The organism is Bacillus massiliigorillae, from assembly GCF_000380245.2.
GTDB lineage: Bacteria > Bacillota > Bacilli > Bacillales > DSM-1321 > Bacillus_AD > Bacillus_AD massiliigorillae.
The window spans coordinates 139601-165085 of record NZ_HG428745.1 but is presented as its reverse complement, the minus strand read 5'-3'; the positions used below and the strand labels follow the sequence as shown (position 1 = coordinate 165085).

The window sequence follows — 25485 nt, the reverse complement described above, 5'->3', positions numbered from 1 at the left end:
GCTATAAAGAAAAGGGGAGTTATAGTAAATGAAGAAAATTAGTTTATTTTTAGTTCTAGCACTTTCATTGTTATTGGCTTTAACTGCATGCGGAACAAGTTCTGACGACAAGAAGTCAGGAGACGAAGCTAAAGGGAAAGAAGAAAAGAACACATTAGTAGTAGGTGCTTCTAACGTACCTCATGCTGAAATTTTGGAACAAGCAAAACCGCTTTTAGAGAAAAAAGGGATTGAGTTAGATATTCAAAAGTATAATGACTATGTAATTCCAAACAAAGCGTTAGAGGAAAAGAGTCTTGATGCGAATTATTTCCAACATATCCCTTATTTAGAACAACAAATTAAAGATAATGGTTATGATTTTGTAAATGCTGGTGGCATCCACATTGAACCAATCGGCGTATACTCTAAGAAATATAAAAAATTAAGTGATTTACCAGAAGGTGCAACAGTAATCATGAGTAGTTCTGTTGCTGACCATGGTCGTGTATTATCTCTTCTTGAAAAAGAAGGTTTAATTAAATTAAAAGACGGTATTGATAAAACAGCAGCGACACAAAAAGATATTGTTGAAAACTCTAAAAAACTTAAATTTAAAACAGATATTTCACCAGAATTATTACCACAAGTATTCAATAATGGTGAAGGAGATATCGTTGTAATTAACTCAAACTTCGCAATTGATGCTGGTTTAAATCCATTAAAGGATTCAATCGCAATTGAAGGATCAGATTCTCCGTATGTAAACATCGTTGCAGTTCGTAAAGGTGACGAAAACAAAGAAAATATTAAAGCTTTAGTGGAAGTTTTACATTCTAAAGAAATCCAAGACTTCATTACTAAAGAATATAAAGGTGCAATTGTTCCTGTAAATGAATAATTGTTGAAGGTCTAGGCTTGATGCCTAGACCTTTTGTTGTTTTGGGGCTTGATTCTAAATATATGATTCTGGAGTTATATAACTCTACAACCTCTTCTATTGGCGGTAAAATAAGAAGCAAAAAAAAGGTCCCAAGTCGGCTTTTCTAACCTAACAAGCCCTTAAATGGAGTATTCAAGAGTTATTGTATGAATAAAAAGAGTATTGTTTCTTAAATGTTTGTTCATTGTAATTATAGTAAGAATATTCGTTTATATAGCATTTGAGTAGGACTCTAAAGGAATGGTAACCTAATATAGAAATAAGGCTTCGCTGAATGAAGCTAAAAATGAAGGGATTGGTTCATTATTAACTCAAATGAGTTGGATTTGGTCGTGACAGAGAATATGGAGAAGGCTTTGCAGCATTCGCATGGAGTAGGTTATAATGAGTATAGCCGTAATCTAGATGTGAGAATAAAAGTAGAACAGCGCAGAGAAAAAAGTTATAGACTCGAGTCTCAAATCGTAAATGAATACAGTCGTCGTGTTTTTAAATAAGGTAAAGAAAGTCAGTGTTTATAACGCTGGCTTTTTCGACTGAAAAGATTGCTCAGTTTTTATCAATCAATTATAGGTGAGTTGTAATGTACTTTACGTTACAGAAACCGTTATTTACAGGGAAATGTAATAAATGGACAAAATAGTATAGGAAAAACCCATATTAAATAGGGATTTTTTTGATATTTTATTTTCCACTATATATACAGTGGAAAATAAAATGTATTAGTTGCGTCTACTTTTCATTTGTTATAATATTGTAATGAGAATAAATTGAGAATGATTTTACCAAAAAATACAAAAAGTTCACAAGAAATTGTTGGAGGTATAAATATATGGCATCTTCTACATTAAAGATCAAAGATTTACATGTTTCAATTGAGGATAAAGAAATTATCAAAGGTTTGGATTTAGAAGTTAAAGGTGGAGAAATTCACGCAATCATGGGACCGAATGGTACAGGGAAATCAACATTATCTTCTGCAATCATGGGACACCCTAAATATGAAGTAACAAGTGGTAGCATTACATTAGATAATGAAGATGTATTAGAAATGGAAGTAGATGAACGCGCGCAAGCGGGTCTATTCCTTGCTATGCAATATCCAAGTGAAATTGCTGGTGTTACAAATGCAGACTTCTTACGTTCGGCGATTAATGCGCGTCGTGAAGAAGGAAATGAACTTTCAATTATGAAGTTCATCCGTCAATTAGATTCTAAAATGGAATTCTTAGAAATGGATCCAGATATGGCACAACGTTATTTAAATGAAGGCTTCTCTGGTGGAGAGAAGAAACGTAATGAAATTCTTCAATTAATGATGATTGAACCAAAAATTGCAATTCTTGATGAAATTGACTCTGGTTTAGATATCGATGCATTAAAAGTTGTATCAAAAGGTATTAACGAAATGCGTGGAGAAGACTTTGGTTGCATTATGATTACTCACTATCAACGTCTATTAAATTATATTACTCCTGATTTCGTACACGTTATGATGCAAGGTCGTATCGTGAAATCTGGTGGCCCTGAGCTTGCGCAACGTCTTGAAGCAGAAGGTTACGATTGGATTAAACAAGAATTAGGTATTGAAGACGAAACTGAAGGCCAAGAAGCGTAAGGTTAGGAGGATTTCAATGACTACTGAAATGAAACTATCACTTGGGAAAGAAGATATTCAATCTTTCTCAAAACAAAATAATGAACCTAGCTGGTTATTGGAGTTAAGAGAAAAAGCTTTTGAAGCTGTTTCTACTCTTCCATTACCAAAGCCAGATAAAACAAAAATAGAAAAATGGAATTTCACAGATTTTCCTAAGCACACTACAGTAAGTGAGGTATACGCTTCTGTAGATGCACTTCCAAGCGAAGTAAAATCACTATTAGATGTAGATTCAAGTAACAATCTTTATGTACAAAGAAATAATACACCTGCTTATATTGAGCTTTCTGAAACATTGAAAGAACAAGGTGTTATTTTTACAGATATTTTCACTGCTGCTCGTGAGCACAGCGAACTTGTAGAAAAATTCTTTATGACAAAAGGAATTACAGTTAATGAGCATCGTTTATCGGCTCTTCATGCAGCATTAATGAACGGTGGTATCTTCATTTATGTGCCAAAAAATGTTGAGGTGAAAGAACCACTTCAAGCTGTATACGTTCTTGACCAACAAGATGCATCACTATTTAATCATGTATTAATCGTAGCTGAAGATAATAGTATGGTAACGTACGTTGAGAACTACATTTCAACAGTAGAAGGTTCTGGCGTTGTAAATATTGCTTCTGAAGTAATCGCTGGAAATAACTCGAAAGTTGTATATGGAGCGGTAGATACATTATCTAAAGATCACGTAACATATGTAAATCGTCGTGGTGTAGCTAGTGCTAATGCAAGAATTGAATGGGCACTTGGTTTAATGAACGATGGTAATACGGTTTCAGAAAACGTTACGAACTTGATCGGTGATGGATCATTTGCTGACTCTAAAACAGTTGTTGTTGGTCGTGGAGAACAAAAGCAAAACTTCACAACAAGTATTATTCACCACGGTAAGTATTCAGAAGGTTATATTCTGAAACACGGTGTTATGAAAGATAGTGCATCATCAATTTTCAATGGTATCGGTAAAATTGAACATGGTGCAACTAAATCAAATGCAGAACAAGAATCAAGAGTATTAATGCTTAGCGAAAAAGCTCGTGGAGACGCGAACCCAATCCTTCTAATTGATGAAGATGATGTTACAGCAGGACACGCTGCATCGGTTGGTCGTGTTGATCCAGTTCAGCTTTACTATATTATGAGCCGCGGTATCTCTAAGAAAGAAGCAGAACGTTTAATTATTCATGGATTCCTTGCACCGGTTGTTAACCAACTTCCAATTGAAGCAGTTAAGAAACAACTAGTTGAGGTAATCGAAAGGAAAGTTCGATAATGGATGCATTCGAAATTCGTAAGTTGTTTCCCATACTGAATCAAGAAGTAAACGGCTCACCGCTTGTTTATCTTGATTCAGCTGCCACTTCACAAAAGCCACAAATGGTAATAGATGCAATTGAAAAATATTATAGAGAGTATAATTCGAATGTACATCGTGGTGTGCATACACTAGGAACAAGAGCAACTGATGGATACGAAGGCGCACGCGAAAAAGTTCGTAAGTTTATGAATGCTTCTTCTACGGAAGAAATTGTTTTTACAAAAGGTACTACAGCTTCCTTAAACCTTGTTGCAGCAAGTTATGGTCGTGCAAATGTAAAAGAAGGTGATGAAATTGTCATCTCTTACATGGAGCATCATAGTAATATCATTCCTTGGCAACAAGTAGCAAAGGTAACAGGTGCAACATTGAAATACTTGCCACTTCAACCTAATGGAACGATTTCATTAGAGGAAGCGAGAAAAGTTATTACACCAAATACAAAAATCGTGTCAATTATGCACGTATCAAACGTATTAGGTGTCATCAATCCTGTTAAAGAATTAGCTGCAATCGCTCATGAAAATGGAGCAATTATGGTTGTTGATGGAGCACAAGGTGCACCGCATATTAAGCTAGACGTTCAAGATATGGACTGTGATTTCTATGCGTTCTCAGGTCATAAAATGTGTGGACCAACTGGAATAGGTGTTCTATACGGTAAGAAAGCACTTTTAGAAAAAATGGAGCCGATTGAATTCGGTGGTGAAATGATTGATTTCGTTGATCTATACGATTCAACTTGGAAAGAGCTACCTTGGAAGTTCGAAGGTGGAACACCAATCATTGCAGGTGCTATTGGTTTAGGTGCTGCCATTGATTTCTTAGAGAGCATTGGACTTGAGGCTATTGAACAGCACGAGCACAAACTTGCTGCTTACGCAATGGAACGCATGTCTACTGTAGAAGGCCTTACAATCTATGGGCCAGAAGATTCTGCTATGCGTGCAGGTGTTATTACTTTCAATCTAGATGATGTTCATCCGCATGATGTAGCGACGGTTCTAGATGCGGAAGGAATTGCTGTACGTGCAGGTCATCACTGTGCACAACCTTTAATGAGATGGTTAAAAGCTTCTGCGACAGCAAGAGCAAGCTTTTATTTATATAACACGGAAGAAGATATTGATAAGCTAGTAGCTGGGCTTGTCAAAACAAAGGAGTATTTTAGCAATGTCTTTTAATAATTTAGATACCCTTTATCGCCAAGTAATTATGGATCATTATAAAAATCCTCGTAATAAAGGTGAGCTTGACGAAGGAAGCTTAACAATTGATATGAATAATCCAACTTGTGGAGACCGCATTCACTTAACGTTAAAAGTGGAAGATGGCATTGTTAAGGATGCGAAGTTCGATGGAGAAGGTTGTTCAATTTCAATGTCGTCAGCTTCTATGATGACTCAAGCCATCAAAGGAAAAGACTTAGAGACAGCTATGAAGATGTCAAAAATCTTTTCTGATATGATGCAAGGCAAAGATTATGATGAAGGTGATTTGGACTTAGGCGATATTGAAGCGCTTCAAGGTGTTTCCAAATTCCCAGCTCGTATTAAATGTGCAACACTCGCTTGGAAAGCGATGGAAAAAGGTTTAAAAGAATAATAATGCAGCTTTGAATAGAGGGACTATTGCTCCCTTTACTCATAAGTTGAACGGTATAAAAACGAGAGAGAAAACGTCTCATCACAACAATGAAGGCCTTTTCTCCTTTGAACTGGAGGTATACGACCTATGGCAAAAAAAGCGCCTGAAATCGGGGATTATAAATATGGATTTTCTGATCGCGATGTTTCGATTTTCCGTTCTAAACGCGGATTAACAAAAGAAATCGTAGAAGAAATCTCAAAGATGAAAAACGAACCACAATGGATGCTTGACTTCCGTCTTAAGTCATTAGAGTATTTCTACAAAATGCCTATGCCACAATGGGGCGGGGACTTATCAAGCTTAAACTTTGATGAAATTACGTATTACGTAAAACCATCTGAGAAGTCTGAGAAATCTTGGGATGAAGTACCTGATGAAATCAAGCAAACATTTGATAAGCTAGGTATCCCAGAAGCAGAACAAAAGTACCTTGCTGGTGTATCAGCTCAATATGAATCTGAAGTTGTTTACCACAACATGAAGGAAGAACTTGAAGAGCAAGGTATTGTCTTTAAAGATACAGATTCAGCATTACGTGAAAACGAAGATATTTTCCGTGAGCACTGGGCTACTGTAATTCCTCCTACTGATAATAAATTCGCTGCACTAAACTCTGCTGTTTGGTCTGGTGGTTCATTTATCTATGTTCCTAAAGGAGTTAAATTAGAAACACCACTTCAAGCTTATTTCCGTATTAACTCTGAAAATATGGGACAATTTGAGCGTACATTAATCATAGTTGATGAAGGCGCAAGCGTACACTATGTTGAAGGATGTACAGCTCCTGTTTATACAACAAACTCTCTTCACAGTGCAGTTGTTGAAATCATTATTAAGAAAGATGCATATTGCCGTTACACAACAATTCAAAACTGGGCAAATAACGTATATAACCTAGTTACGAAGCGTGCAACATGTGATGCAAATGCAACGATGGAATGGATTGATGGTAACATCGGTTCTAAATTAACGATGAAATATCCAGCTGTTATCTTAAAAGGTGAAGGCGCTCGTGGTTTAACATTATCAATCGCAATCGCTGGTAAAGGACAACACCAAGATGCAGGTGCGAAAATGCTTCACTTAGCACCAAATACTTCATCTACAATCGTATCGAAATCTATTTCGAAACATGGTGGAAAAGTAACATATCGCGGTATTGTACACTTTGGTCGTAAAGCAGATGGCGCACGTTCTAACATTGAATGTGATACATTGATTATGGATAACCAATCAACATCAGATACAATTCCATATAACGAAATTCTAAATGATAACATTTCTTTAGAGCATGAAGCGAAAGTTTCGAAAGTATCTGAAGAACAATTATTCTATCTAATGAGCCGTGGTATTTCTGAGCAAGAAGCGACAGAAATGATCGTAATGGGCTTCATCGAACCATTCACTAAAGAGTTACCGATGGAATATGCGGTAGAAATGAATAGATTAATCAAATTCGAAATGGAAGGTTCTATAGGCTAAAGTGTTAAAAACGTTGATTTAACAACGTTTAGAGGATAAAGCTGAGGTATATATATCTTTTCGTGCCGAATTCGTGCCGATTCAAATATTATTGTTAGTATAGGAGGCGAACTTTTTAAGTTCGTCTTCTTCTATTTTTTCTGTGATATCAAGGTAAGTATCTGCAGTAGTCTTAATGGTTTTGTGTCCCAATCTTTGTGAAACAAACTTTATATTTGCCCCTGATTCAAGAAGTAAGACTGCATGTGTATGTCTAAATACATGAGTACCTTTATAATCCACTCCAGCTTTTTTACAATAGTTAAGAAAAGAGTCTCGTACAGTAGATGGAGTTAAATAATTACCTAAGTAATTCTGAAAAATGATACCATCTTTATTTCTTCTGAACGTTTTATTACTTAAAAACATTTCATTTTGTTTTAGCTTAAATTTCTTTAGTTCTTTTAATAGTTGCTCATTGATAGCAATTGTACGGTAAGAAGAAGTATTTTTCAATGTAGTAAGTGTTACTTTGTTGTTATAATCTCTTTTAGTTTGTCGTTCGATTGTTATTTTGTTTTCCTCTATATCAGTCCACTTTAAAGCTAAAGCTTCACTAATTCTTAACCCGGTTTCACTAAAAAAATACATAAGCATGAAGTATAACTGGTATTCTGGGAAGCGCTGATGTTTATACGTCTTCATGAATTTTAGTAATGTTTTTAATTCGTTTAACGAGTAATATTTAACGTCTTTTTTTAAGGCCACTGAATCTTGGACTGGTACCTTTAAGCGATCTGATGGATTTTTTTCTAAGACTTCTAATTCATGTACGGCATAATGAAATATGCTTTTTAAAACTGATAAATATTTCAGTCGTGCTCCATAGGAGTATTTCAGATCTCCATTTTTATTTTTTATCTCTGAATAATGTTTAATCCACTTATTCAATTCAGAACGTCTTATTTGCATAATCCTCTTATTTTCAAAGAAAGGTAGAAGATGTAATCGGACAATTACTTCAAGTTGTACAAATGTAGACTCTTTAACATTCGACTTTTTATAATCATATAACCACTCTTTTGCAACTTTATCAAATAAGAGATTGCGATCATTTAGTGCTTGACCATAGTAAATTCGTTCTTCAACTCTGCCAGCTTCAATTTCAGCCTCTTTTTTTGTGCGAAATGTACCAATGCTAAATTCCTTTCCATTTCTAGAAACTCTAGCTTGCCATTTCCCACTCTTTAACTTTCTGAATGTAGCCATTTGTTATCACCTGTTTTCAATTATATTTAAAGGATTTAACAGAATAATCAGATTTTCTTCAACGACATAATCTCCATATTTTTCAATATACCTATCTAAAGCTTCTTGTAAAAATTCTTCAGTTACATTTAAATACTCTGCAACCTCATATCTATTTCTACAGCCATATCTATAAGCATCTACAAAACATGATAAAGGCATTATTTTATTGTGTGCCCATCCTCTTGCAATTTTTTCTTGCTTTACATTCGAAATCTTACTTTGATCAAGGATATTACCAACAGTTTTATTGTGATGACCAAGCTCTTCAGCTAAGATACATCCTTTTTCAATAAAAGAAAGGCTTTTATCAATAATAATAACACCATCTTTATATAATCCTTTAAAACCATATTGAAGATTTTTTTCTTTAACTTTAATGTCATCGTATTCTAATAGTAAGTTTTCGTAATGCATTATAAGAGTGCCCACCTTATATATTAATCTTCATCTTGAAAAATAAAATCAATGTATTTTAAAACATCCTTCATTTTCTCGTCTGTGATGTCTTTTCCTTCTAGGTGAGCTGCAATAGTTTCTATTGCTTTAGATGTTTTTTCTTTAGGTTCAGTGTCAGCTTGATTTATACCCATTATGTATTCTGGAGACGCATCAAAAAAATCTGCAAAAACTCTTACAATATCCATCTTTGGTTCAGATAAATTATTTTCATATCTAGAAATCATACTTTTACTAATTTTAGTTTGATACTTTTCATTTATTTGTTTGGCTAATTGATCGATACTGAGTTTTCTAGAAGTTCTAAGATTTTTTAGTATGGCTCCAAATGAGTGCATATTTATTTCCCCTCTTTGATATTATTCATATCTAATATACTATACCAACAATTCCTATAATGCAACAAATTCATAAAATATATTCCTAATAAGGAACGAAATTTATTGACAGATAATTTTCATTAATCTATACTAAAGTTGTTCCTCAATAGGAACGGTTTAAAGGAGGTGAAAGGATGGCGAATATTAATGGTGAAACATCACGTAGGCATCCTCCGTACAATAAAATCAAAGCGTTCTTGGTGGAAAATTACATTTCACAAAAGGAAGTAGGTTTATTACTAGCAAAGAGCCCTAGTGCGATTAATCAAAAGTTAAACGGTACAGGTGGGGATTTTTCGCTGGAAGAAGCACGTATGATGTCGAGTCATTTTGGAATACCACGTGCTTATTTTTTTGAAATTGAAGTTCCTAAAAAGGAACGAATTGTAGGTGTTTAAATGCTAAAGATTGAGTTAGACGAAATGGAGTTAAAGAAAGTTTATCTAAATCAGATAGAAGAAAAGCTTAAAGAGATAGATGCAGAACTTCTTTTTTGGGATTCAAGAGAATTAGAAAGAAGAACTTGTATGAGCTGGAATACGATTCAGAAAGAGTTCTTTTTTCATCCTAACTTTCCCAAAAGAAAAGTAGGTGGGAAATGGTACTTTCCAGCTAAAGCAACAAAAGAATTTCTTTTAAATTGGCTTGAAGAAAAAGCAATGAATTAAAGAGAAAGTTTATTAAAGGAGTGAACATAATTTATGCCCTATCTCTTACAGGTAAGTCGCCTAATGAAGGCAAAGGATGTGCTAATACATAATAATAATCTACGTCAGAATCCTGCCTTAGTTATTGCATCAGAACTTGAATACCGGAAACGTGTTTATGATTTTCAAAAGCGTAAGCCTGAAAAGGCTCTCTCTTTTTAATAGTTTTGCAGAATTTGAGGAACGAAAGTTGGTCTAAACCCGAGAGGAGGTGAAAGAGATGTTTGTAGTAATTTGTAAGGATAACAATTCCGTTCCAACCATTTCAATGTTTGATGATGAAATAGATGCATTGGACAACATCAAATATCTTGCTGAAAAAGGAGCAATGAACATTTATCTAACAACAGAAGTGCCTTTTGAAATTGAAAGAAAAGTAAATGTTAAGTTGATCTAATTATTTTTAGAAAGGAATGTTTTCATGAATCAGTTAAAAGTCATCGAGAAAAATGGACAAAGAGTTTTATTAACAAGCCAATTAGCAGAAAGTTACGCTACAGATACTAAAACTATTAATAGGAACTTCCAACGTAATACTGATAGGTATGTTCATGGTAAGCATTATTTTGCTCTAACTGGAGAAGATTTAAAAGCGTTTAAAGGGTCACGACAAATTGACGCCACCCTTAAATATTCATCTGTTTTATACCTATGGACAGAAAAAGGCGCTTTTCTTCATGCTAAATCACTTAATACGGATGCTGCTTGGGAAGTTTATGCAAAGCTAGTAGACTCGTATTTTAATAAGGTGAAAGTTTTAACTGAACATGAACAAAGAGTAGAGCTTTTACAACTGTCTCTCGAACATGATAAAAAGCTATTGGAGTTTGATCAAAGACTTATTGAGGTTGAAAACAATGTCATTAAGAAACAAATCGGTTCAAGAGTTTACAAAGTCTATGAAGATTATAACCCTAATGCTATCGGTAAAAACCTGTTATTTCCGAAAATTCATCGTAACTTTCGAGATGCTTTCGCGATACCTACATACAGGGATTTACGCAAAATTGACTTTGATGAGGCGTTAGCTTGGATTAAATCATGGAGACCACTTGTGTAAAAAAGAAAATAGCCTAGTGCTGGAACACTAGACTTAAACATAATTGATGAATTTACGTTCCTGTAAATTTTACACTATTTTCTAGTGAAAATCTATAGGAACTGTAAGGAGGCCATAATGACTGTATTTAGACAAGTTCATACAACATTTTGGAATGACGTTAAGGTTCAAGAGGAATTTACACCAGAGGATAAGTTCTTTTATCTCTATCTTCTCACTAACCCTCATACACGCCAAATAGGTGTTTATCAAATAACTAAAAAGCAAATAGCTTTTGAAATGGGATATGCACAAGAGGCTGTTAATGCTCTATTACAAAGGTTTACCGACCATCATAAATTAGTTACTTATGATAATAAAACAAGAGAAATCGCTATTATAAATTGGGGAAAGTACAATTTAGGGCGTGCTGGTAAGCCTGTAGAAGATTTAATAAGAAAAGAGTTGAAACTAATTAAGAATGTGTCTCAATTAGTTCCAATTTATAAAATGATTCAGCAGCCAAACATAAAAGATATTTTCACTGAATTCCTTGTCAATGAAGGGTTCAACGTATCGTCAACGAATCGTAGTACGACAGGTGGACAAGAAAAAGAAAAAGAAAAAGAAAAAGAAAAAGAAGAAGAAAAAGAAGAAGAAAAAGAAAAAGAAGAAATTCCATTTGTCGAGATACTCGACTATTTAAATGCTAAAGCAAATACAAATTATCGTTCTTCTTCTAAACAATCCAGAGATTATATAAAAGCTCGTTGGAATGAAGGATTTAGATTAGATGATTTTAAACAAGTAATTGATATAAAAGTGGCCGAATGGCTGAATGATAAAAAAATGAATAAATTCGTGCGTCCTAAAACGTTGTTTGGTACTAACTTTGAATCATATTTAAATCAAAAAGGTGGTGGACAAAATGAAATCGATCCAAACCTCAAAAGTCTTTCAGAAGAATACAATTTTGACTTCTGATAATCGTTGTAGAAATATCGACATTATTAACAACAGCATATGTAAACGAAAGCTTCTCATTGATGAGAATGGAAATGAATTTTGTTTTTATTGCTCTACTATTGCTGCAGAAGATAAGGAAATAAAGGATTCGGCTGAAAAAGCGTTAGAAAATGAAGATGTTCATAAATTAATGTCGGCATTTAAAAAGAAAAGTCTAATGAATAAAGATTTACATGAAGCTACCTTAGATAAGTATTATCCACAAAATGAATCACAAGATGTTGCTCTTGAAACGGTAAAAACTTATATAAATGAATTTGATTGTGAGAGAGGATTAGTTTTACAAGGGAAACCAGGTCTAGGTAAAAGCCACCTTGCATCTGCGATTGTTAAAGAATTAATTAAGAAAAAATATAGTGGAATATTTATTTCTCTACCAAGGTTGATGACGGAATTAAAAGCTACGTATAACAGGAAAAGTGCTTTGCAGGAAGTAGAGGTATTATCGGCATTACAAAATGTAAATGTTCTTGTCCTTGATGATCTTGGAGTAGAAATTGATGGAAAGAAAGATGATGCTGCTGCATGGGCAAAGGGGAAAATTTATGAAGTCGTTGATAGTCGGGTTGGTAAGTCTACTATTTATACAACGAATTTTACAGCAAAACAATTGATTGAATTGTATGGAGAACGAGATTTTAGCAGAATGGTTCAATATTGTGACTCAATTAAAATCGAAGGAAAAAACTATCGCTTTAAAAAGTTTTCATAGGAGGGAGTAATATGGGGGCTTGTGTTGATTTTGATAATACAGTCATCATTTTGGACGAGCTGAAATTTGACTGGAATGAAAGTGATCTTAGAGAGGTTATCAGTCTATATAACGAAGGCATAAAAGCTAGTAAAATCGCATTACGTTTTCGAATAACGTTAGATGATATCTTTCTTGTGCTTTTTCATTTGATGCGTGAGAAAAGGATTAAATCTCGTCCGGGAGGGTGGTTAGGGTGACAATAGATGATTTGCAAGGAATTGAATATGATTCCTGTGGGCGTATTAAATATCATCCAGAACTGCACTTTAAACAAAAATCACCATGGACGGAAGAGGATTTAGAGTATTTATGCAAATTTAATGAATTTGACCATCTAGAAACAGTAGCACTTGCATTAGGGCGAACAAAAGCTACTGTTTGTACAAAGCTTTATGAATTACGTAAAAAAGACTTAATAAAACACTATAAAAATTTGAATAAATATTGGTGACAAAACAACAAGGGGATGGCATTTATTTGAAAACAGTTCAACCTATACGTGATTTGAACAAGATTGCTGCAATGAAGGGAATTTTAAAGAATCAGCATTACAGAAATTACTTTCTTTTTCTTCTAGGAATTAATACTGGGTTACGTATTAGTGATTTACTTGGGTTGAAAGTATCTGACGTAAAAGGTAAGTCTCATTTGATTTTAAACGAGAAGAAAACAGGTAAATACAAACGATTTAAGCTGAATGAAAATCTACAAACGCATATCAGTCAATATATTCGGCAACTACATGACGATGATTTTTTATTTAAATCCTTACGGGGAAGTAAAGCAATTAAAAGAGTTCAAGCTTGGAAGATTCTTAATAAAGCAGCAAGAGAAGTTAATATTACAGAAATAGGTACACATACATTACGCAAGACGTTCGGATATCACTTTTATCAAAAATATAAGGATATAGCGATACTCCAGGAGATTTTTAATCATTCTTCACCAAGTGTAACTATGCGTTATATAGGGATTAATCAAGACATAATAGACGAAGCAGTAGACAAATTCAGTTTATAGCTAGGGGATGATGTAATGAGAGTTCATCCAGATGCAAAATGGCTTTTTTTATATAAATGGGAAGATGGACAAAAAGTTTATTCGTTTGAGCCTTTACGAAAATATCAATTACACAATCGATTGAAACAAGGGTGGAAATTGATTAGTTAGGATGATGCTGTATGAAGCTATATAAAGCGTATTGTCCGAAATGTAAGTATACAGTTTACAGCGATATTATGAAGTATAAAAAGCTAGTGTTTGTTTGTACTTGTGGTTGTAAGTGGTCACTATCTGCAGAATTTGCACAAGATATGAAATAGATTTTGTATTATGTTTCCTAAATCGATAGGAGGATTAAAAATGATTGGAGATATTCAGTTCTTAAAGGATTTGCAACAAGAACTTAGAACCCAAGAAAATGACTGTCAAGCTTCACCAAGATTTTGGGCGATTATGGACTATAAATGGGTAGTTACTGCAGAAGGGCATGAGGATAGAATTTCCTTATTTGATTCAGATGCTTGTGAAACTGTAGAGCTAAATGATTATGTAGATGAAATCTTAAATGGAGAACGTAGCGAAGATTTTACTGAAGATGAAATAGAAGAACTAAAGGATCTTCAAGAGTTTGATTCACCTAATGATGTCTATAGTTGGATTGAATCTTATGATGATGATTCAAGGTTTTATCCAATTTATGAAGAGCAGGTTTCGTTTATTGCTCCAAATACCATGTTCTTAACAAAAGCAGAAGCAAAGCGCCATCTTGAGTTAAATCATTATCACTATTCGGCTAAAGCTCATACGTATGCAATGACAGCTTGGAGAGCTCCTAAAGTGGAACGGCTACTTAAGATTTTGGAAACGTTCGATTGGAATCAAATTGAGCAATTAAAAGAAGAGAAGTCATTCTTCGTTAAAGCATATACAGAAAAGATTATGAGTGAATAGGGGAGGAATGAAGATGGATAACGAAATAAAGGAAAACAGTTGTCTGCTTCCCTTTACTATAGCCTACTCTTGATTTTTACTTTTCTTCTTATTGTATTCTGGAATTAACATTATTCCTATAAAAAATACAGCATAGGAAATCACTCGGACTTTATCATACCACTCCATATGCTGAAAAAAAGAAAGGTTAATAATCGTTGCAAGTGCACCTAATATTGCAATTGTTGTTCCTAAAACTCGTCTAGACATAAAATTCCCCTTATATGTAATTAGTTTACATATTAATACGGAATTACTTTATAAGAAGTTTCATATGTGATTGAAAATCTTTGGAATCTTAAGAATTATTGTGTTGCTTAAAAGAAAAATCCCTTCGTATTGAAGGAATTAACTTTTCTTATCTTTCTTCAGTAATTCAATAACTTTATCGAGTTTTTCTTCAACTGACTTTGAATTACTAGACTGATTCTTTAGGGAAAATACAAATTTAATAACACGATAAACACCAAATAATATTGCTAATGTGATAACAAATAAAAATAGTTGGGCTATCAGATCATCATAGTTCATTAAAAATCCCACCTGTTTTTGATAATTGTATCACATAAGATAAATGGTTTTACATTTTATTACCAGGAAACACAAGGTTGAGAGAGATTCATAGACTGAATTATGGTATTACGAATTCAGTCTATGATAATCTAATAAGCTATTTGTGCTTGTTCAATTATATTAATCATTTCATCTTTCGATATATATTGAGTATATTTTGCTTCAAGATTAGAAGTAATATATTCTACAAATTCTTTACTTTTAGCAATTTCTATTGGAGCTCTATTATCTAATGTAGATGTAATATAATTTGCGACATAGGTTTGAATCAAGGAAAGAGCAATATTTTTTACAGTGCTAGAACGGTTAATCGGACTTTTTCTTTGTTCTAAGTAATTATTATCGTAGTTAGTTTGATTTTTAATCATTCTAATATCTCTATTCATTCTCTGCAGTTCATTCAGAATGATATGGTCAGTGCTAAGTTGTTTTTGATCTATTGTTGGTACTTCGAAATCACCGAAATGCTTTAAAAAAGCAGAATAATTCTTATCTTCCTTATATTTATGGAGGGTTTGGATTATCTTTTGAGCTAACTTACCCTTAAAATCAATAATATTTTGAAATCTTAAATCCTTAGGGTAAATAAGGGTGTCGATAGAGCCTATATCGAATAAAAAGTCTGTTTGATTATCCATAATAATGACGGTAGGTTTATCAAACGTTAAACGCATACCTAATTCAAATAACACATTTGGATTACGTCCACTTATATCACAGACAACAATATCCGCATTGTAAATATTTTGAATTATATTTTTGTGTATCATATTCGTTTCACCATCAGAGTCACTTACCATCTCAGTCTTAAAAGAATAACCTTCGATACTATAAGTGGTTTCTTGAATTATTCTTTTTACATCTTGCCAATGGGCTTCTGAATAATCTCTAATGGGTGCAATAGGCATAATTAATCCACATTGAATCTTATCAAATGTTTTTTCTTGTGCATTTGTGGTTATATTTTTCTCTTGTACTTTTGTCATAACAACACCAACTTTTTTTGATATAGGTATATTATAACTTTTTATGTAAGAAGTAGTAGAAAAATGTTGAATTTAGCTAAAAACGATATAGAAGAGAATGGAGAGGATTTCTATGGCATTAACGAATAGACAAGTTAAGAACATTATATGGCATATAGAGAATAATCGCGAAATATGTGGTGAGAAAAGTACTCTAGATGATGTGCTCACCTCATTAAAGAGAAATGTTAAGGAAACAAAAGAGTAAACCAGTTGAATAGGAGGAAATGTATGTTGGAAAATAAATTGCAATTGCATTTAGCTCATCCATTCTACCAGGAAGCAAAGGAAGCATGGGAAAAGGTTAGACAAGGACAGATTTGCAAAGGTGCTGAAAAGTATCCAGAACCATTTACTCCTTCATCTTGGACAAACACTGAATTAGTTGAACATGCAATACAAGAAAATGTAGATCAATTACATTACATTTTTGGAATGAAGGAAAGAATGGATTATCAACATAATTATATTCTTAGTTTGCTAAGAGAAAATAAAGAATTAAAAGAGAAACTAATACGTTATGAATCTTAGAATTGCTAGTCTAGCCGAGTTGCAATACTTGGCTAGACATACTGATTTTAGATATTTAGCCCTTATAGAGTTTGATAGACGGAAGCAAGAAGGTGAATTATGGAGCAGTTATCAATTTATAATGAGTTAGGACATGAATTTGATCCTGTTTATTCTAAGTTATTGAAAGTGAAAGAAGAAGGAACTATCATAATTCATAACATAAAGGTCTTTCTTAATGAATTTGGTCTATATGAGATTGAAGGACAAGATGTTCATGATTGTTCGAGCGATATAGATGGATGTTACGAAAAAATTGCATTGCAGGTCTCAAAGATTGAAGAATTAAATTGTTAGGAGGTCGTTAAATGATTGAACAGTTAAGTCTTATTCCAGCCATCAATGAGGAAGAAACAAAGGCAAATGTGGAAGAAGCTCTAGTGAAATATCGAGAGTTCATGTTCAGTGTATCAGAAGAGAAGCTTCCTAAAGTGACAGCAACATATTCAATGGTATCGGCTGCTCCTTCAAATTTATTCAATTCTACGACCGAATCGGTAGCGATTGATCGTGTTCATTTAGAGCAAATAAAAGAACGGCATATTAACTGGATTCGAAAAGGTGTAAATCGATTAAATGCTCGTGAAAGAGAAATCATTATTAAACGGTATTTAGTTGATGATATGGTGTATGATTATCAGATATATACTGAAATGAACTTATCAGAAAGACAGTATTACAGAATGAAATCAAAAGCATTCTTTAAACTGGCTGCTGCACTGAAAATTGAATCATATATTTGAAAATGGCAGATAATCGGCAGAATGATGGCAGAGCATAAAGGGAAAAAGCTGATAAGATGATAGTATGGTAAATTTGATAATTTGCTAAATATATGGTTGATAAGTCTATATATTCGATATTGAGGTGGTGCTAACAATAGAGTTGGTACCATCTTTTTTTATTAAAGGCGGGCGGTGAGGATAATGAATCTTGTACAACCAATAAGAGATAAAGAATTAATCCAAGAAATTAAAGAGTACTTAAAAGAAAGAAATGAAAGAAATTATATTCTTTTTCTGTTTGGTATTAACACAGGATTGCGAATATCCGACATCCTTAACCTTAGAGTCCGAGATGTACAAGGTTGGAACGTTTTTGTCCGTGAGAAAAAAACAAAGAAACCAAAAGAAGTAAAGATGCCTCCTGAATTAAAGAAAGCCGTTAGGTCTTATGTGCAAGGAAAACCTAAATATGAATTTCTTTTTAAAAGTAGGATTGGAAAGAATAAACCCATAACAAGGGGAATGGCTTATAAGATTCTTCAGGATGTAGCAGAGGAATTTGATTTAGAACGCATTGGTACTCATTCATTTAGGAAAACGTATGGATATCATTTTTATAATCAATTTAAAGATGTTGTAGCTCTACAAATGATGTTTAATCATACAGATCAGAAAGAGACACTTCGATATATTGGCATTCAACAAGATGGTTTAAATGCGTATCAAACAAAATATAAAATCTAATCATTAATTTAATGCCTTTTTCAATTATCTACAAAAAAGAATTGTCTAATTGAAATTTTAGAGTGGTTAGAAGTACTGGTAATAAAGGATTTTTTAAGTAAGGTGAATTATACAAAATATAGTATGTAGATAATTGAATGAGTAAAATCCTTTGAAAATATAGTAAAATGTAAATATATAACTGTGTATTTTTGAAAAGGATGATTATATTGGACTTTGTAGGATTTTTAATTGAGGTGTTTTTGGGTAATGAAGTAAGTAAAGAAATGAAAGTTGCGCTAATAGCAGCTGGAGCTTCGGTATTTGCTGCATTAATCGCGTTAGTAGGAACAGTGGTAATAGGAATAAAAAATACCAATTCGGCAAAAGCAATAGCTGAAGAAAATATCAAAATTACAAAAGAACTAGCTAAAGAAAATATCAAAATCACAAAAGCAATAGCTGAAGAAAACACCAAGACAGCAATAGAGATTGCCGCAAGTACTGAACAAATTGGGAAGGAAAATATAATCTCCTTAGATAAAAGAAGACTAATTGATACAATTAGTATTCAAAGGATTGAGTGGATTAATAAATTAAGAAATGCATTTGTAGAATTTAACAAACTAACTCATACCCAAAGTATGATTATATTTGCTATTCAAATGAAAAGTTTGGACAAAAGTAGTTACGATTTTAGAGAACCATATCAAAATGTGATAGCTTCTAAAAATAATATTGAGTTATTAATCAACCCAACAGAATTTTTTTCAAAGATGCTTACATACTATTTGGATTGTACTATTAATGAAATCCTTAGTGATGACTTTAAAATGCCTAAATACAGTGAATATAAAAAGACGCTATCGTATATTCAACAGGTAATCTTAAAATCGGAATGGAAAAGAATAAAAATTGAAACAGAAAAAGGAGAAATAATTCGTGGAGCCGAAGTAGAAAATCTATTTGAAGAAATCGCCAAGAATATTGATGAAAAAAATATATGAAATTATTAAGTTTAAAGCACCAGATTTAACAGGTGCTTTTTATTATGCCTAAAGGATGTGATTAGCATGAAACTGAAAGATGGACTTACACCTGAAGCTATCAAGAAACTGAATGCTATTAAGGTAAAAGAGAAGCATACGACAAAGGAATGGGAAAATATCATGGGTGTTAATCGTGATACTTACAAAAGGTGCAATGGTGCTGTGAGGAGGAAGTAACATGTCTGTCTATACTTTAGTTGATTATGTTAAAGAGTTAGAGAGTTGTTTACTGGATGCAGGAAAGCAATTACCACTTATGAGAAATGATTTGGTTCATCTTATTGATGGTAGATTAGATGATAAGTCAGAAGAGATTGAAAAGGATTAACTGTTAATGGCTAAAGAATGGGCCAAGAAGTTTTATAAGAGTAAAGCATGGAGACAATGCCGAGAGAGCTATATCAGTAATGTGTATGGATTATGCGAGAGATGTAAACAACCGGGTAAGATATTACATCATATTGAATACTTAACACCTAATAATATTACTGATCCATATGTATCTCTTAATCATGATAACCTTGAATACTTATGTCAGGATTGCCATAACAAGGAGCACCATGAGAAGTATAGTCCTGTTCGTAGTGATGTAATGTTTGATGATGAAGGTAATCTTGTTAAGGTTGGTGTGTGGTGTGAACGAATTTGAAGTAGTTTGTAAAGTAACAAACGGAACAGTTACAACTACAGAATGTGATTATCCATATAAATATTATCCAACTGCAAGAAGATGGTTTCATGCCACTAGGGAAATGAATAATATAACTATTTATAAAGAAAAAGAAAAAGAAGAAGCATAGCCCCCCTTAATATTCAACAAGGATAACGGCACGGGGACCGAGAGGGGAGGTTCAAAGAATACACAGGTCGTTTTTGTAAGACCCCCCTCCCAAAAACTCAGCATTTTTCGAAAAAAAGGTGGTGTTTTTTATGGCGACTAGAAAAGTGCTTCCAAAAGAAAGAGCGATTAAAAAAGAGATCAAGAGACTAAGCGATATTTTCAAAGATTTAGAGGAAAATAAAAAATCGGCTGTTGAAGGGTTAATTCAAGAAGCAGCATTTATGAGAGCTACACTCGCTGAACTCAAGGAAGATATAAATACTAATGGACCAATTGATGAAATGGAGCAAGGCGAATATTCGATTTTAAGAGCGAGTCCAGCAGTTACTACTTACAATGCCATGATTCAAAGATATACAACTGTCATGAAAGAAATACTTGGTTTATTCCCTAAAGGTACCAATGTTCCTGAAGATGATGGTTTTGAAACCTTTGTGATGGACAGATGAAACGTTATCCATTGGCTTATAATCCTATTATTGATTACTACAATCAAATTCAATCTGGTGAAGTTGTAGTATCCAATAAGGTTAGACGTATTTATAAAAAGCTTGTTGATGATATAAATGATGTTAAAAGTGAATATGAATATAGCACTTCACGAGCCAATCATGCTATAGAATTTATAGAAAACTTCTGTAAGCATTCGAAAGGTAAATGGGGCGGTCAACAGATTGAATTAGAATTATGGCAGAAAGCTTTTATTGCTGCATCTTTTGGCTTCATTCATAAAATTGATGGCACTCGCAAATATCGTGAAGTACTTCTAATTGTGGCTAGGAAAAATGGAAAGTCAACGATTGCTTCAGGGATAGGATTGTATTTAATGATTGCTGATGGAGAGCCTGGTGCTGAAGTATATGCTGTAGCAACGAAGAAAGACCAGGCAAAATTAGTGTGGCTTGATGCAAAGCGTATGGTTACTAAGTCCCCAGCATTAAGGAAACGAATCAAACCGTTAGTAAGTGAGTTGAGAGCTGATGCATACGATGCTGTATTTAAGCCACTTGGTTCCGATTCTGAAACTTTAGATGGCCTTAACGTTCATGGTGCTATGATGGATGAAATTCATGCTTGGAAAGATAAAAACTTGTATGATGTTATAGTCGATGGTACATCTTCTCGTGAACAGCCTATGATATTCATGATAACCACAGCTGGTACTATTCGTGAATCTGTTTATGATATGAAGTATGAAGAAGCTGAAATGGTTCTTAATGGTTTTGATGATGAAGATGGATATAAAGATGAGCGATTTCTCCCCATTATTTATGAGTTGGATAACCGTAAAGAGTGGTTAGAAGGGGAAGAAACATGGGCAAAAGCTAATCCAGGACTTGGAACTATAAAGCAAGTAGATCAGCTACGCACTAAAGTTAATAAAGCGAAGGCTAACCCGTTGTTGGTTAAGAATCTCTTAACAAAAGATTTCAATATAAGAGAGACAGCTTCAGAAGCATGGCTTACATTTGAACAATTAAATAATAAATCCACTTTCGATATTCTTCAACTTAAACCACGTTATGGTATCGGAGGAACTGATTTGTCTAAAACAACGGACCTTACAGCCGCAAAGGTCCTTTTTATGTTGCCTGGTGATGAAACAATTTACGTTAAGCAAATGTACTGGCTACCAGAGGAATTATTAGATAAGAGAAGTGCTGAAGATAAGATTCCTTATAACTTATGGCATGATGCAGGTCTATTAAGGGTTTCACCTGGTAACAAGGTTCATCCTAAGCTAGTTACTGAATGGTATTTAGAATGTAGAGACGAATATGATATTTATCTACCTTGGATTGGTTATGATGCTTGGTCTGCTGAATATTGGGTGGAGGAAATGCAAGGGTATTTTGGAAAAGAATCAATGATACCTGTTTTTCAGGGAAAGAAAACATTATCTGGTCCTATGTATTTGTTAGAAGCAGATTTAGATGCAAAAAGAATTAACTATAATAATCATCCGATAGATAAATGGTGCTTATCAAATACAGCAGTTGAAATTGATAAGAACTTAAATATACAACCTTGTAAAACAAATAATCAGAGAAGGCGTATTGATGGTACAGCTGCATTATTAAATGCGTATGTAGTTCTTCAAGACAAGATGAATGATTATCAAAATATGATATAAGGGAGGTGAAACATTGGGGTTATTAGATTGGCTTTTTCCTAACAAGCAAAGTAAAGCAACAACTAGATTTGAAATGATTAGTGATAACGGTAATGGTTTTTATTCTTTCGGTGGCAATTTGTATAAGTCAGACATCATCCGATCCTGTATTCGTCCTTTTGCTAAAGCAAGTGGAAAGCTTATTGCTAAACATATTCTAAGCAACGAACAAACTTTTAAAATAAATCCAAATGTAAACATTAGATTTTTATTAGAAGAACCAAACCCTTTAATGAGTGGTCAGATGCTTCAAGAAAAGATTGCAACGCATTACAAATTAAATAATAATGCTTTTATTTATATGAAATACGAACATGGTATGTTAACAGAATTGTGGCCAGTTCCTTGTACGTCAGTAGAAGCAGTACAAGACAGTACTGGGGAGTTATATTTAAAGTTTTTATTTTCAAACGGAAAGTATCAAACAATTCCATATAAGCATATTATTCATTTGCGTAATGATTATAACAGTAATGATTTATTTGGAGATTCTCCAAGAGATGTATTGTTACCTTTAATGGATGTTGTAACTACTATTGACCAAGGAATTATTAAAGCTATAAAAAATTCTGCTGTAGTAAAATGGCTATTAAAATTCAAAAGTACACTACGACCAGAAGATATGAAACAACAAACAATAGATTTTACTGAAAATTATCTTTCGATTGATTCTGAAACGGGTGGTGCAGCTGCGGCAGATGCTAAATATGATTTGGAACAAGTTAAAAATGAAGCGTATGTACCAAATGAAAAACAAACTGCAGATACGGTAAAACGTGTTTACGCTTATTTTGGTACCAATGACAAAATTGTTATGAGTAACTATACAGAAAACGAATGGAATTCTTATTTTGAAGCTGAAGTAGAACCATATTCGATGCAAAATAGTAATGAATACACAAGAAAAATATTTTCAAAACGTGAGCGAGGTTTCGGTAATTCTATTATCTTTGAAGCGTCGTCTCTTCAGTATGCTTCCATGCAGACAAAAATTAATCTAGTGCAGTTTTTGGATCGAGGTGTGATGAGCGCAAATGACATAAGAAAAGTATTAAATATGCCACCTGTAGAAGGTGGGGATGAATATGTTAGACGTTTAGATACAGTTCCTATTACTGATGATAGGCAAACCGCAACTGAAGGAGGTGAGAATAATTGAAAAAGGACAATCTTAAAAGTTTCTTAGAAGTAAAAAACATGACAGAAACTAGTGCCGATCTTTATTTCTACGGAGATATTGTTTCTAGTTGGTGGGGAGCATGGGATGATACGGACCAATACCCTGAGAATGTTAAAAACTTTTTAGATTCTGCTAAAGGAAAAGAACTAAACATTTATATAAATAGCGGTGGTGGTGCTGTCTTCGCTGGTATTGCAATCTACAACATGCTGAAGCGACACCAGGGTTATAAAAGAGTATATGTGGATGGTCTAGCAGCAAGTATAGCATCCGTAATAGCGTTAGCGGGTGATGAAATCATTATTCCAGCTAATGCTTTCTTTATGGTTCACAAACCTTGGCTAAGTACATGGGGAAACGCTAACGATCTACGTAAACAAGCTGATACATTAGATGTTTTAGAAGAAGGCATGATGAATATTTACGCTGACAATCTAAATGAAAGTGTGGATATTGAAACCATTCGTCAGTTTGTTGCAGATGAAACATGGTTTACAGGAGAGGAAGCAGCAAAATATTTTGATATTCGTGTTAGCGATGAAGTACAAGCTGTTGCTTGTATATCTGAGATGTATAAAGATTTTAAAAATACACCAAGTAGTCTCATAAGCGCCAAGCAACAAAATAGTATTGATAAAACACACGAATTTTTATTCGATTTTTAGGAGGAAGTTAGAATGAATAAATTAAAAGAATTGCAAGCAAAAATTGAAGCTAAAGAACAAGAAGGTAAGGAGCTTGTTAAGGCAAAGAAATATGATGAAGCAGAGAAGATTAAAGCTGAACTAGAAGAGTTGAAAAATGAATTAAAAGCAGAAATCATGTTTGCAAAAGACGATGAAATGCATTCACTTGAAGCACAAGCCAAACTTTTAGAAAGAGCTGCTAAAATCAATGATGGTCATTCTGGAACAGTAATCAATATGTTTGGCACTGAACCGAAAGAAGAGAAGGCTTCTGCATCTAAAGAATATCTAATGGCATGGGCTAAAGATATGAAAGGTATGAAACTTACAAATGACGAGCAAGAAGTGTTTGATCGTGTTAATGATGAATTTAAGGCTGCTTTCACGCACACTACTGAAAATACTGGTATCTTAATTCCTGATACTGTCGCAGCTGGTATTTGGACACAAATTGCTGAAGATTATCCTTTATGGTCGGATGTTTCTGCAACACGAATTAAAGGTAACTTAACATATACAAAAGGAGCAGGAGCTACTTCTACTACAGAATGGTATGATGAAGCAACAGAAACAGAAGACACCGAAATGAAATTTGGTGAACTGAATTTAACTGGTTGCGAATTATCACGTTCAGTAACTATTACTTGGAAGCTCCGTGCAATGGCAATCGGGGATTTTATTCCCTATATCCAACAAACACTATCTGATTTATTAGGACAAGCATTGTCTTATGGGGTATATGCTGGTAAGGGTAAGCCTGGTACTAGTGAAGTATTTAAACCTGAACCAGAAGGATTTAAAACAGCATTAACAAAAGAATCTGGAACACCGCAAATTATCACTTATACTGAAGCAAATGGTGTTGTATATAAAGATCTAACAAAAGCAATGGGTAAAATTTATTCTAAGTATGCAAATGGTGTAACAATTTATGCGAACAATGCTACTGTTTGGGATGTTTTAGCTAATGTAGTTGATGAAATGGGACGACCAATGTTTATTGCGGATGTAATCAATGGTGGAGTTGGTCGTATTCTTGGTCGAACTGTAAAAGTAGATGCTACTTTAGCTGATGGGGAAATCGCTTTTGCTAATTTAAGTGCTGGATACAAAGCTAATATTAACGAAGATATTTCAATTACAACTGAGGAACATGCCAAAGCTCGTAAAGTTGATTATGTAGCTTATGCAATTGTGGATGGTGGTGTAATTGATACAAAAGCATTTGTCATCTTAAAAAAGTAATTAATGTTGAAGG

General features: G+C 33.6%; 40 protein-coding genes. 34 read left to right on the top strand and 6 right to left on the bottom strand.

Features of this window, described 5'->3' with window-relative positions:
- The first annotated feature begins 28 nt into the window (after positions 1–28).
- From TX86_RS22345 to sufB, 7 genes are all read left to right on the top strand, one after another.
- The gene (locus tag TX86_RS22345; protein ID WP_042352305.1) at positions 29–880 is read left to right on the top strand and encodes a MetQ/NlpA family ABC transporter substrate-binding protein; all 852 of its coding nucleotides are present in this window, start codon (positions 29–31) and stop codon (positions 878–880) included.
- Between the two features lie 374 nt (positions 881–1254).
- Positions 1255–1419, top strand: a complete 165-nt coding sequence (locus TX86_RS26895; protein WP_154663209.1) for a YuzK family famiily protein — start codon at positions 1255–1257, stop codon at positions 1417–1419.
- Positions 1420–1754: 335 nt separating this feature from the next.
- Positions 1755–2540 carry a Fe-S cluster assembly ATPase SufC gene (gene sufC, locus TX86_RS22340; protein ID WP_042352304.1) on the top strand — a complete coding sequence of 262 codons (786 nt, stop codon included), beginning with the start codon at positions 1755–1757 and terminating at the stop codon, positions 2538–2540.
- A gap of 16 nt (positions 2541–2556) precedes the next feature.
- Positions 2557–3861 carry a Fe-S cluster assembly protein SufD gene (gene sufD / locus TX86_RS22335; protein ID WP_042352302.1) on the top strand — a complete coding sequence of 435 codons (1305 nt, stop codon included), beginning with the start codon at positions 2557–2559 and terminating at the stop codon, positions 3859–3861.
- Positions 3861–5090, top strand: a complete 1230-nt coding sequence (locus tag TX86_RS22330; protein ID WP_042352301.1) for a cysteine desulfurase — start codon at positions 3861–3863, stop codon at positions 5088–5090. Before sufD ends, TX86_RS22330 begins: the two co-directional genes overlap by 1 nt.
- Positions 5080–5511 carry a Fe-S cluster assembly sulfur transfer protein SufU gene (gene sufU / locus TX86_RS22325; RefSeq protein ID WP_042352299.1) on the top strand — a complete coding sequence of 144 codons (432 nt, stop codon included), beginning with the start codon at positions 5080–5082 and terminating at the stop codon, positions 5509–5511. Before TX86_RS22330 ends, sufU begins: the two co-directional genes overlap by 11 nt.
- A 129-nt stretch (positions 5512–5640) precedes the next feature.
- Positions 5641–7038, top strand: a complete 1398-nt coding sequence (gene sufB / locus TX86_RS22320; protein ID WP_042352298.1) for a Fe-S cluster assembly protein SufB — start codon at positions 5641–5643, stop codon at positions 7036–7038.
- Between the two features lie 81 nt (positions 7039–7119).
- Here the strand turns inward: sufB and TX86_RS22315 are convergent, their stop codons facing one another.
- Genes TX86_RS22315 through TX86_RS25965 form a run of 3 tightly spaced genes read right to left on the bottom strand, consistent with a single transcriptional unit; the run spans position 7120 to position 9122 of the window.
- Complete coding sequence (locus TX86_RS22315) at positions 7120–8286, bottom strand: tyrosine-type recombinase/integrase (protein ID WP_042352297.1); 1167 nt, start codon at positions 8284–8286, stop codon at positions 7120–7122.
- 6 nt (positions 8287–8292) lie between these two features.
- The gene (locus tag TX86_RS22310) at positions 8293–8742 is read right to left on the bottom strand and encodes an ImmA/IrrE family metallo-endopeptidase (protein WP_042352295.1); all 450 of its coding nucleotides are present in this window, start codon (positions 8740–8742) and stop codon (positions 8293–8295) included.
- 23 nt (positions 8743–8765) lie between these two features.
- Complete coding sequence (locus TX86_RS25965; protein ID WP_052343847.1) at positions 8766–9122, bottom strand: helix-turn-helix domain-containing protein; 357 nt, start codon at positions 9120–9122, stop codon at positions 8766–8768.
- 176 nt (positions 9123–9298) lie between these two features.
- Between TX86_RS25965 and TX86_RS22300 the strand changes: the two genes are divergently transcribed.
- From TX86_RS22300 to TX86_RS22260, 12 genes are all read left to right on the top strand, one after another.
- A complete protein-coding gene (locus TX86_RS22300; protein WP_042352292.1) occupies positions 9299–9562 on the top strand; it encodes a helix-turn-helix domain-containing protein in 264 nt (87 codons plus the stop codon).
- Positions 9563–9832, top strand: coding sequence for a group-specific protein (locus tag TX86_RS22295; protein ID WP_042352291.1), 270 nt, complete (start codon positions 9563–9565; stop codon positions 9830–9832).
- Between the two features lie 259 nt (positions 9833–10091).
- Entirely contained in the window at positions 10092–10268 is a 177-nt protein-coding gene (locus tag TX86_RS26890; RefSeq protein WP_154663208.1) for a hypothetical protein, read from the top strand.
- A gap of 24 nt (positions 10269–10292) precedes the next feature.
- Positions 10293–10931 (top strand): ORF6N domain-containing protein, encoded by a 639-nt coding sequence (locus TX86_RS22290; protein WP_042352290.1) that lies wholly within the window; start codon positions 10293–10295, stop codon positions 10929–10931.
- A 117-nt stretch (positions 10932–11048) separates the two neighbouring features.
- The gene (locus tag TX86_RS22285) at positions 11049–11894 is read left to right on the top strand and encodes a conserved phage C-terminal domain-containing protein (protein WP_042352287.1); all 846 of its coding nucleotides are present in this window, start codon (positions 11049–11051) and stop codon (positions 11892–11894) included.
- On the top strand, positions 11839–12648 hold the full coding sequence (locus tag TX86_RS22280; RefSeq protein ID WP_042352286.1) for an ATP-binding protein: 810 nt from the start codon (positions 11839–11841) through the stop codon (positions 12646–12648). Before TX86_RS22285 ends, TX86_RS22280 begins: the two co-directional genes overlap by 56 nt.
- A gap of 11 nt (positions 12649–12659) precedes the next feature.
- Positions 12660–12887, top strand: coding sequence for a helix-turn-helix domain-containing protein (locus tag TX86_RS22275; RefSeq protein ID WP_042352284.1), 228 nt, complete (start codon positions 12660–12662; stop codon positions 12885–12887).
- Positions 12884–13141 carry a hypothetical protein gene (locus TX86_RS22270; protein ID WP_052343846.1) on the top strand — a complete coding sequence of 86 codons (258 nt, stop codon included), beginning with the start codon at positions 12884–12886 and terminating at the stop codon, positions 13139–13141. The genes TX86_RS22275 and TX86_RS22270 overlap by 4 nt, the downstream gene beginning before the upstream one ends.
- Positions 13142–13167: 26 nt before the next feature.
- Entirely contained in the window at positions 13168–13710 is a 543-nt protein-coding gene (locus tag TX86_RS22265; RefSeq protein WP_154663207.1) for a site-specific integrase, read from the top strand.
- Between the two features lie 15 nt (positions 13711–13725).
- Positions 13726–13860 (top strand): hypothetical protein, encoded by a 135-nt coding sequence (locus tag TX86_RS27515; protein ID WP_268258269.1) that lies wholly within the window; start codon positions 13726–13728, stop codon positions 13858–13860.
- 11 nt (positions 13861–13871) lie between these two features.
- Positions 13872–14012, top strand: a complete 141-nt coding sequence (locus TX86_RS26885; RefSeq protein WP_154663206.1) for a hypothetical protein — start codon at positions 13872–13874, stop codon at positions 14010–14012.
- A 40-nt stretch (positions 14013–14052) separates the two neighbouring features.
- Positions 14053–14643 (top strand): hypothetical protein, encoded by a 591-nt coding sequence (locus tag TX86_RS22260; RefSeq protein WP_081707804.1) that lies wholly within the window; start codon positions 14053–14055, stop codon positions 14641–14643.
- Positions 14644–14706: 63 nt separating this feature from the next.
- On the opposite strand, the gene TX86_RS22255 is transcribed toward TX86_RS22260, so the two are convergent.
- The 3 genes from TX86_RS22255 to TX86_RS22245 form a co-directional block, all read right to left on the bottom strand.
- Entirely contained in the window at positions 14707–14892 is a 186-nt protein-coding gene (locus tag TX86_RS22255; RefSeq protein WP_042352283.1) for a hypothetical protein, read from the bottom strand.
- A gap of 138 nt (positions 14893–15030) precedes the next feature.
- Complete coding sequence (locus tag TX86_RS22250; RefSeq protein ID WP_042352282.1) at positions 15031–15213, bottom strand: DUF4083 family protein; 183 nt, start codon at positions 15211–15213, stop codon at positions 15031–15033.
- A gap of 131 nt (positions 15214–15344) precedes the next feature.
- Positions 15345–16241: a hypothetical protein gene (locus tag TX86_RS22245; protein ID WP_052343844.1), complete on the bottom strand. Its 897-nt coding sequence runs from the start codon at positions 16239–16241 to the stop codon at positions 15345–15347.
- A gap of 112 nt (positions 16242–16353) precedes the next feature.
- On the opposite strand from TX86_RS22245, the gene TX86_RS27510 reads away from it, so the two are divergent.
- From TX86_RS27510 to TX86_RS22190, 15 genes are all read left to right on the top strand, one after another.
- Positions 16354–16488, top strand: coding sequence for a hypothetical protein (locus tag TX86_RS27510; RefSeq protein WP_268258268.1), 135 nt, complete (start codon positions 16354–16356; stop codon positions 16486–16488).
- Between the two features lie 23 nt (positions 16489–16511).
- Positions 16512–16811: a hypothetical protein gene (locus TX86_RS22240; RefSeq protein ID WP_042352280.1), complete on the top strand. Its 300-nt coding sequence runs from the start codon at positions 16512–16514 to the stop codon at positions 16809–16811.
- A gap of 99 nt (positions 16812–16910) precedes the next feature.
- Entirely contained in the window at positions 16911–17147 is a 237-nt protein-coding gene (locus TX86_RS22235; RefSeq protein WP_042352278.1) for a hypothetical protein, read from the top strand.
- A gap of 11 nt (positions 17148–17158) precedes the next feature.
- A complete protein-coding gene (locus TX86_RS22230; RefSeq protein WP_042352276.1) occupies positions 17159–17593 on the top strand; it encodes an ArpU family phage packaging/lysis transcriptional regulator in 435 nt (144 codons plus the stop codon).
- A gap of 183 nt (positions 17594–17776) precedes the next feature.
- Positions 17777–18319 carry a tyrosine-type recombinase/integrase gene (locus TX86_RS22225; protein WP_042352275.1) on the top strand — a complete coding sequence of 181 codons (543 nt, stop codon included), beginning with the start codon at positions 17777–17779 and terminating at the stop codon, positions 18317–18319.
- 209 nt (positions 18320–18528) lie between these two features.
- Positions 18529–19305, top strand: a complete 777-nt coding sequence (locus TX86_RS22220; RefSeq protein WP_042352273.1) for a hypothetical protein — start codon at positions 18529–18531, stop codon at positions 19303–19305.
- Between the two features lie 66 nt (positions 19306–19371).
- Positions 19372–19524, top strand: coding sequence for a hypothetical protein (locus TX86_RS27095; protein WP_195892942.1), 153 nt, complete (start codon positions 19372–19374; stop codon positions 19522–19524).
- Position 19525: 1 nt separating this feature from the next.
- Positions 19526–19675: a hypothetical protein gene (locus TX86_RS26880; RefSeq protein WP_154663205.1), complete on the top strand. Its 150-nt coding sequence runs from the start codon at positions 19526–19528 to the stop codon at positions 19673–19675.
- A 6-nt stretch (positions 19676–19681) separates the two neighbouring features.
- The gene (locus TX86_RS22215; protein ID WP_042352270.1) at positions 19682–19996 is read left to right on the top strand and encodes an HNH endonuclease; all 315 of its coding nucleotides are present in this window, start codon (positions 19682–19684) and stop codon (positions 19994–19996) included.
- Positions 19983–20147, top strand: coding sequence for a hypothetical protein (locus TX86_RS26875; RefSeq protein WP_154663204.1), 165 nt, complete (start codon positions 19983–19985; stop codon positions 20145–20147). Before TX86_RS22215 ends, TX86_RS26875 begins: the two co-directional genes overlap by 14 nt.
- Before the next feature lie 130 nt (positions 20148–20277).
- Positions 20278–20637: a hypothetical protein gene (locus tag TX86_RS22210; RefSeq protein WP_042352269.1), complete on the top strand. Its 360-nt coding sequence runs from the start codon at positions 20278–20280 to the stop codon at positions 20635–20637.
- The gene (locus TX86_RS22205; RefSeq protein ID WP_042352267.1) at positions 20634–22322 is read left to right on the top strand and encodes a terminase large subunit; all 1689 of its coding nucleotides are present in this window, start codon (positions 20634–20636) and stop codon (positions 22320–22322) included. Before TX86_RS22210 ends, TX86_RS22205 begins: the two co-directional genes overlap by 4 nt.
- A gap of 13 nt (positions 22323–22335) precedes the next feature.
- Positions 22336–23520, top strand: coding sequence for a phage portal protein (locus TX86_RS22200; RefSeq protein ID WP_042352265.1), 1185 nt, complete (start codon positions 22336–22338; stop codon positions 23518–23520).
- Positions 23517–24206, top strand: a complete 690-nt coding sequence (locus tag TX86_RS22195) for a head maturation protease, ClpP-related (RefSeq protein WP_439096866.1) — start codon at positions 23517–23519, stop codon at positions 24204–24206. The genes TX86_RS22200 and TX86_RS22195 overlap by 4 nt, the downstream gene beginning before the upstream one ends.
- A 12-nt stretch (positions 24207–24218) precedes the next feature.
- Positions 24219–25472 (top strand): phage major capsid protein, encoded by a 1254-nt coding sequence (locus TX86_RS22190; protein ID WP_042352264.1) that lies wholly within the window; start codon positions 24219–24221, stop codon positions 25470–25472.
- The last annotated feature ends 13 nt before the right edge of the window (positions 25473–25485 follow it).